The organism is Neobacillus drentensis (assembly GCF_036965645.1).
Lineage (GTDB): Bacteria > Bacillota > Bacilli > Bacillales > Cytobacillaceae > Neobacillus > Neobacillus drentensis_D.
The window spans coordinates 1-7,300 of the sequence record NZ_JBALPZ010000185.1 but is presented as its reverse complement, the minus strand read 5'-3'; the positions used below and the strand labels follow the sequence as shown (position 1 = coordinate 7,300).

General features: G+C 37.3%; 3 protein-coding genes. 1 reads left to right on the top strand and 2 read right to left on the bottom strand.

What is annotated here, in order from left to right:
• Window positions 1-1,188: 1,188 nt before the first annotated feature.
• Together V7266_RS27000 and V7266_RS26995 are read right to left on the bottom strand one after the other, a co-directional pair.
• Window positions 1,189-4,020 carry a glycoside hydrolase family 78 protein gene (locus V7266_RS27000; protein ID WP_335472306.1) on the bottom strand — a complete coding sequence of 944 codons (2,832 nt, stop codon included), beginning with the start codon at window positions 4,018-4,020 and terminating at the stop codon, window positions 1,189-1,191.
• Window positions 4,021-4,128: 108 nt separating this feature from the next.
• A complete protein-coding gene (locus V7266_RS26995; protein ID WP_335472305.1) occupies window positions 4,129-5,490 on the bottom strand; it encodes an MFS transporter in 1,362 nt (453 codons plus the stop codon).
• Window positions 5,491-5,809: 319 nt separating this feature from the next.
• Here V7266_RS26995 and V7266_RS26990 point away from each other — a divergent pair, with 319 nt between their 5' ends.
• A complete protein-coding gene (locus tag V7266_RS26990) occupies window positions 5,810-6,817 on the top strand; it encodes an AraC family transcriptional regulator (protein WP_335472304.1) in 1,008 nt (335 codons plus the stop codon).
• The last annotated feature ends 483 nt before the right edge of the window (window positions 6,818-7,300 follow it).

Genomic DNA, 7,300 nt, shown 5'->3' with positions numbered 1-7,300 from the left:
GTCGGGTAGAAAACAAGCGCGCGCAATCAATATTTGATTATTCACGTTTCTTGTAGCCCCCCTACGATCCCGGACGGTCGGATTTCCCGAGTCCGGTTCTGACCTTGGATTAGATCACATACTCGCCTTCCCTAATAACCGCAGGATTAAATGTTGGTACACATATTCCCCCATCAACTATTGGTTTACTTGTATGCAAGTCAATGAACAAATAACAAAGCTCAGTGTCTTTGATGTTCTGACTATCCAAGTGCCCAGAGGTCCTTCGCTCCATCATAGGAGTTACCTTGATAGAAGTGCAATTACCTTACACTTAAGAAGGCATTACCCTTCCCTCATCGCTACTTCGACCTCATGCGCCAGTCCTAAATCATCCTATCATTTTCTATTAGCCTCTTATATGATAGGTCTTTATTGGTTAGTACCTTCCCAATTTGAAGTAGGACCTTCCCGTCGTTATCTCTGAGAATCTTTCCCTAGATGCTAGAACCCGTATCCCGGCTGCCCTTACGGTGCTTTTGACCGTTTCTTCCCGTAAGACATCGGTCTTCCCCCGTTAGATAAAGGTCGACGCTAAGCATTTGTCCCTCGAAACAGTTTCTCAGAGGGGCGTAGATTTCGGGACTGCAGTATTCGTTAAGTCCTTCTGGCCTCTAGGTTTGCTCGCCACACAGACTGTTCCAACCTTATTCTCTCTGTGTAGAATAGGCCGCCGTGACTTTTACTTCCAAGCAGAACGTAGTTCGTTACCTCCCCACGCATTGGATATGCTAGTCATCCGAATCGGTCAATTGATGACAGGAGACTTTCACTCCATAAGATTCTCAGCCTTGACGGCTGCTCCACCTAACTGTCTACGCTTAAAGACTAAAGTTACCTTTAGCCCTCCAAGACTCGCTACGAGCGAATGGCTAGTTCTTACTCGACGGGAATCCCACCCGCTATATGATACGACCTATGCTCGGCCGCACACCTGCCCCGTTTGTTCAATAAGAAAAGGAGGTGCAGCATCTACGTTAAACTCAAGCACCCCGTTACTTTAAGTACAATTCTTCACAAACTTATTAATTGTTGAAAAGATAAGTGCAGAGCATGATGGGACTCCACTTATGCATTCATATCTGTTTCAAAATTCAAATGACTAATTCAGGAAAATAGTAAAAAAATTATAATCTTTTTTCTTTTTACTTATTCAACGATCGCTTTAATACTTTCTGAACTTTGGATTGTTAAGTTATATTTCCCACTTCCAACATCGAAGGCAATACGTCCATCTTCACATCGTGCATCCATAAATTCCTTACCAAGCTTCGCTATATCATCTTGATTGCCTGGTAGCATAATTGTTGCAGTTGTATTAGCCGGTACGACAAAATGATAGTTAATCCCTTGATTGGTCTGTTCCCAACTTGATTCAATGGTTCCGTAAAGAGATTCAAATTTTGCCGATGCATGAGTTAAAGCTCCACCTTGTAATGGTTTGAGTAAGAAATGCTTATAACCAGGCTTCTCCATAACCGGGCGTATGCCGGCAATACCAGCGAACAGAAAGTCACAGACAGCACCATAGGAATAGTGATTAAAGGAACCTGTCATTTTACCATCATGACCGTAGTCTGACCAGCTTTCCCAGATCGTTGTGGCTCCCTTGGTTACAGCATATAGCCAAGATGGACTTGTATCCTGTTCCAATACTCTAAAGGCAATGTCTTCATGACCGTAATCTGCAAGCATATGAAGTAAGAATGGAGTAGAAAGGAATCCGGTATTCAAATGGTAATCGTTATTTTTAATAATCTCTACAAGTTTATTAACAATAGTGTACTTTTTATCATCATCAGCCAAGTTGAAAGCCAACGTCCTGACATATGGCGCTTGTCTGCCTTCTAATATGGTTCCATCATCTTTAATAAAGTGGTTGTTGTATACTCTTTTAATTTTATTATACAAACTTTCATACTTATCCTTTTCCTCTTGTTTACCAAGAACAGCCGCCATCTCAGACAATAGTCTTGCAGAATAGGCATAATAAGCCGTAGCAACAAGTGGTTCTGAAACAGTCATTTGTCTGCTCATGAATTCAGTTATATTGGCACCTAATTCGTTCATGTTCGTATCAGGCTCAAGCCATTCACCCCAATGGAATCCAGTATCGACTATATAATTAGCTTCCAGTTCTCCATCTGTATAGGTATGATAAGCAGCGGTTTCCTTATAATATTCATTATGTTTTTTTGCACAAGCAGCTAAATAATCAACCCAAGCTTTAGCAGAGTCAAATTGGTTCTCAAGTATTGTTTTATCTCCGTATGACAAATACATTGTCCAAGGTAGGATTGTCGCTACATCCCCCCAGCCTGTAGAGCCATCAAGCAACAGCGGTTCTCCCGGTTTACCTAGCATATTAAGCATAGGATCCTTAGAAAGGTTTAAAATCCTGTTCCCTTCAACATGGTTATGATATCCAAGAACATTGGGGACGGTACTACCTACAGAACCTGTTGCGAATTGCTCAACTGCCACATCAGCCATCCATTTTTCAAAGAATGGATATACATTCATAAAATTGGATGCAGTCTTGCTAAATACTTGAGCATCCCCGGTCCAGCCTGCTCTCTCCCTTGTAGGACAATCGGTAGGGATCTCCAAGAAATTTCCTTTCATACTCCATTTTGAGTTTGACACTAATTGGTTTATCATTGGATTAGAGCAAACAAATTCGCCTGTTTCTTCCATGTCGGAATAGATCGCCATAGCAGTAAAGTTTTCTGGTTTTACTTCGCCAGGATAGTTTTTTAGCAGTACATAACGGAATCCAAAGATGGCAAAATGAGGATGGTAGGTCTCCAGACCATTACCTTCAATGATATAATGAACCTCCTGAAAATCCTCTATACTTCCATGTAAGGAAAAATTGCCCATTGTGAAGTTTCTATTTTTATCTAAAGTTTCACCATGAATAAGGACTATCTCTGTCCCAGTTGCACCTTGAACCTTCATCTCTACCCAGCCGGCAATATTCTGTCCAAAATCCAGTACCGTTTCTCCATTAGGAGTATTCAAGATCTCAGGGATGAATCTTTCCTTCCGTTTTACAGGTACACTTCGTGTAGCAATTAAGTAATCAAAACCATCATCCGTAACATTTACATTCTTCCATGAAGAGTCATCAAATCCAGGACTGTTCCAACCACTGATGTTAATCCTGGCATCGTACACCTCTCCAGCTTTCAGATCAGATTTTTGAATTGGACCATACGAGGTTTTAAAAGTGGAATTACTTCCAATAATCTCCTTACTTCCATCATCATAGCTCAAAACTAATTGACCTAAAAAAGCCACCTTATAACCGAAATTGTTTTTAAGGTTTCCAATACCAACATTCCCTCTCCACCAGCCATCTCCAAGTATCACACCTAGTGCATTATTCCCTTCCTGTAAAAGCTTAGTAATATCATAAACTTGATATTGTAAACGTTTATAATAGGAGGTAAAACCAGGATTGAAAAGATGGTCTGTTCCCTCTGTTCCATTAATATAAAAATGATAGAGACCTCTAGAAGTCATATATGCTCTAGCTGAAACCAATCCCTTTTTGACGGAGAATTCCTTTCTGATGTAAGGAGCAGGCTTATATGCATCCAAGTCAATATCTCCTTCAGGTTCAATCCACTTGGCTTTCCAATCAGAAGTTTCGAAAAGTCCGGTTTCAAAAAAGGCTGGTTGGCTGAATTCCGATTCCTCGTGATTGCTCCAGACCTTTACTCTCCAATAAATACGCTCCATCGATTTTAGTTCCGGTCCACCATATAAAACTTGTTGTGATTGCTGGGATTCTACTTTTCCTCCGTCCCATAAAACATCTTTAAAACTTTCATTTGCCGATGCCTGTACTTGGTATGCTTGTTGCATGATATTTTCTCTATTACTTATAAGCATCCAGCCCAAACGAGGCGCTTTTGTATCCAATCCCATAGGATTATTGCGGTACTCCGTTTGCAGGTGAATTACTTTTAACATATTACCACTCCTAAAATTGCCATTTTTTTCTTCGTAAACTAATATGTTTGCTTAACTAAAGCTTTTCTCCATTTTTATAACATGATTGCAAATACATGAAATCAATCTTTACAAATTAACTGCATTTGTATTATTTTCCACCTGTCTCGCTTTAAGATTAATAGTGATCTCTTCATGATCCTTCTTATTGATAGGATATAATCTTATAATAATAAGTGAAACAGCACATACGATTGCTGGGATGATAGTTCTTAATAAATTAATCCACAGTAAAGCTGTTGGACCTTGATTCATATCATTAGGTACATAACCAGCAAATTGAAGTATGACACCTGCTGCTCCTGATGCTAAAGCCATGCCAAATTGGATAGAAAAGGAATTAAATGAGAAGATTAATCCATCAGCTCTGATACCTGTCTTTAACTCTGTATAATCAACGGTTTCAGCAATCATACCAGTGGTAGATACCGCAGGAATACCACCTATTAAACTTGATAGAGCCATTAATATAAACATTAGTGTTATGTTTTGAGCTGGTATAAAAAACATTAGGGCAGTAGGTATTACTGAAAGCGCAAGTGTAAAAATAGTTGTTTTTCTATTTCCTATTTTCTTTACGAATGTTCCAGCAAGAGCCATGCCGATCATAGAGGCTACTGTCGTTAGTAACATGTATACTGGAATTAGGGAAGCTGCCTTTAAATAGTAAGTCAAATGGTAAATACCTACAGCATTGTTGATACCCATATTAAAACTGTTAATAATAACACCACAAATAACGATTTGCAGGGGTTTATTATTAGCTAAAACTCTAACTTGTTCTTTAAATTTAGGAGGTTTGGCAGTCTCAGTAACTTTCTCTTTTGTATTAAAGAATGCAGACGTAGAAAAGATAATAGATATGACAGCCAGGATTAATACAAGCAATGTATAGCCACGGCTTGTACTCCCCCCTCCAAGAGAATTAATCATAGGCAGTGCCAGTGTTGAAACTACTAAGATCCCAACCATGGTAAATATTCTTGCTAAAGCAATCATGGTACTACGTTCTTTTAAATTAGTAGTTATTGAGGGCAGCATTGACCATAAAGCAACATCATAAAAAGTAAAAAAAGTACCTGCCAAAATATAGGTTACATATGCATATACTAATTTTGCTGTAACTCCTAGATCTGGAACTGTGAATGTAAGAACTGCGAATACGAGAAAAGGGAACGGCATTAAAAGAACATACGGTCTCGATTTGCCCCATTTAGTACGAGTTCTGTCAATCGTAATACCAATAATTGGATTCAAAAGAGCATCCCATATTCGGGCTACCATTAGGAGAATACCTGCAGCTGCTGCTCCTATACCAAATACATCGGTATAGAATACCATTAAATATGTCATAAACATACCTTGAATCAAGTCCTTGCCAAGGCTCCCCATTCCATAGAACCATTTTTCGCGTGCTTTTATATTTTCCATGAGACACCTCCACTAAAAATAAGTATACTAGAATCCACTTTTTGCAAATACCATCGATAATCTTCTTCTTAGAATTGTGAAAAATTCCATACATCCCATATATTCTAGCAATAAATCCGAAAAGTAATTCCTATAAGGTTGAAAGTATTCTCATTTTCTTAAATCTTTATTTCATTTTCCAACCTCCTTTAAAGAACATTTTTTATTTAAGCGTTTTCAAGTATGATTGTACAAGTATTCTGAAAATATTATAATGATAAAAGGAAACCTATTTTATATCAAAATGGAACCTGGATGTTTTAGAGAGTAGAGGTGTAATATGGAAATAGATAGTTTATATGAAGAGTTAAATGAACTGGATGAATGGGAGAATACTGCACTTAACTTGAATGAATTTAATTTCGAGATAATTGCCGAAAAGCTGCTAGGTGTTAATTGGGATAACCACCGAGCAGAACAAGGTATATTTTCAGCAGCCCTTTTTATGAAATCTCACGAAAATATCACTTTTATTAAACATCCTCGTTTTATACATATGAGTGATCATAAACATAATTTTCTTGAGCTTACGTATGCATATAAAGGGGACTCCACTCAAGTAATTAACGGGGAACGTATCCATATGCGGGAGGGGGACTTCACCATTCTAGATACGAATATTACCCATAGAATTGATCCAGTTTCTAAGGATTCACTGGTTATCAACATATTAATGAAAGAAGATTACTTTAACGAACAATTGTTAGTGCGCTTGTCTGAGAATAATCTTATTTCAGAATTTATCATCTCAGCTATATATAAAACAAGTTTGAAAGGTAGATATCTTTATTTCTCACCAGGTGAAAATCGCAGAATCAAAAATAATATTGAATCTATCATATGGGAAATTAAACATCCACGGTTAGGCTCGCAAGAGTTAATCAACTGCAACATGATTATACTATTTACTGAATTGATGAGATCAATGGAGGACGAAACCTCCTCGACCCTTGAAAGGAAGAAACATTCCGGGAAAACCTCGTTATCAGTCTTTGCTCTAATACAGTTTATAAACGAACATTTTATGGAATTAAGTCTTGAACAAACTGCTAATCAATTCCATATTCATCCCAAATACTTAACTAGGCTCTTAAAAAAGTATACCGGTAAGGGATATATGAATATCATACAAGAGCTTCGAATGGAAAAAGCAGTATTTCTTCTTCAAAATACACAGTTAAATATAAATGAAATTGCTGAAAAGTGCGGGTTTTCTAATATCAATAATTTTTATAAACATTTTAAAAACACCTATAATAAAACACCAAAAGAATATCGAAAAGTCTAAAGACATTCTGAATCCCTTTTTAGAACCTAACCGGGATTGTTGTTCTAACAAAACTACAATTCCAAACTGTCCTTGATTAGGTTTTTCCTGAATTTAGAGGTGTTTTTCGGGACTTATATTTTGTAGTTTCTTTACAAACTTTATTAAATTATCCTACATCTAGCGATGTACTGGCATCTCCAGAAAATACTTTAGCAGCTAAAATCAAATAGTTATATAAAAGTCGTCCTCATAAGTGGGCTGAATCAAAGGCAAAAAAACTTATAGCTGCAGCTGAACGGAATCCTTTTCAGGAAGCCTTATATCAAGCCATATTTTAACCTTAGAAATGCATTAAAATGCTTTTTGAATATTTTATAAAGTAGCTGTGATAGCATGTGCAAATAGGGTCTTACAATGGATATATGCACTGTTATAAAGCAATTCCACTTTCCGAGATATAGCTTAAATAAAAAATATAACTTAATAACACAAAACCTTCCA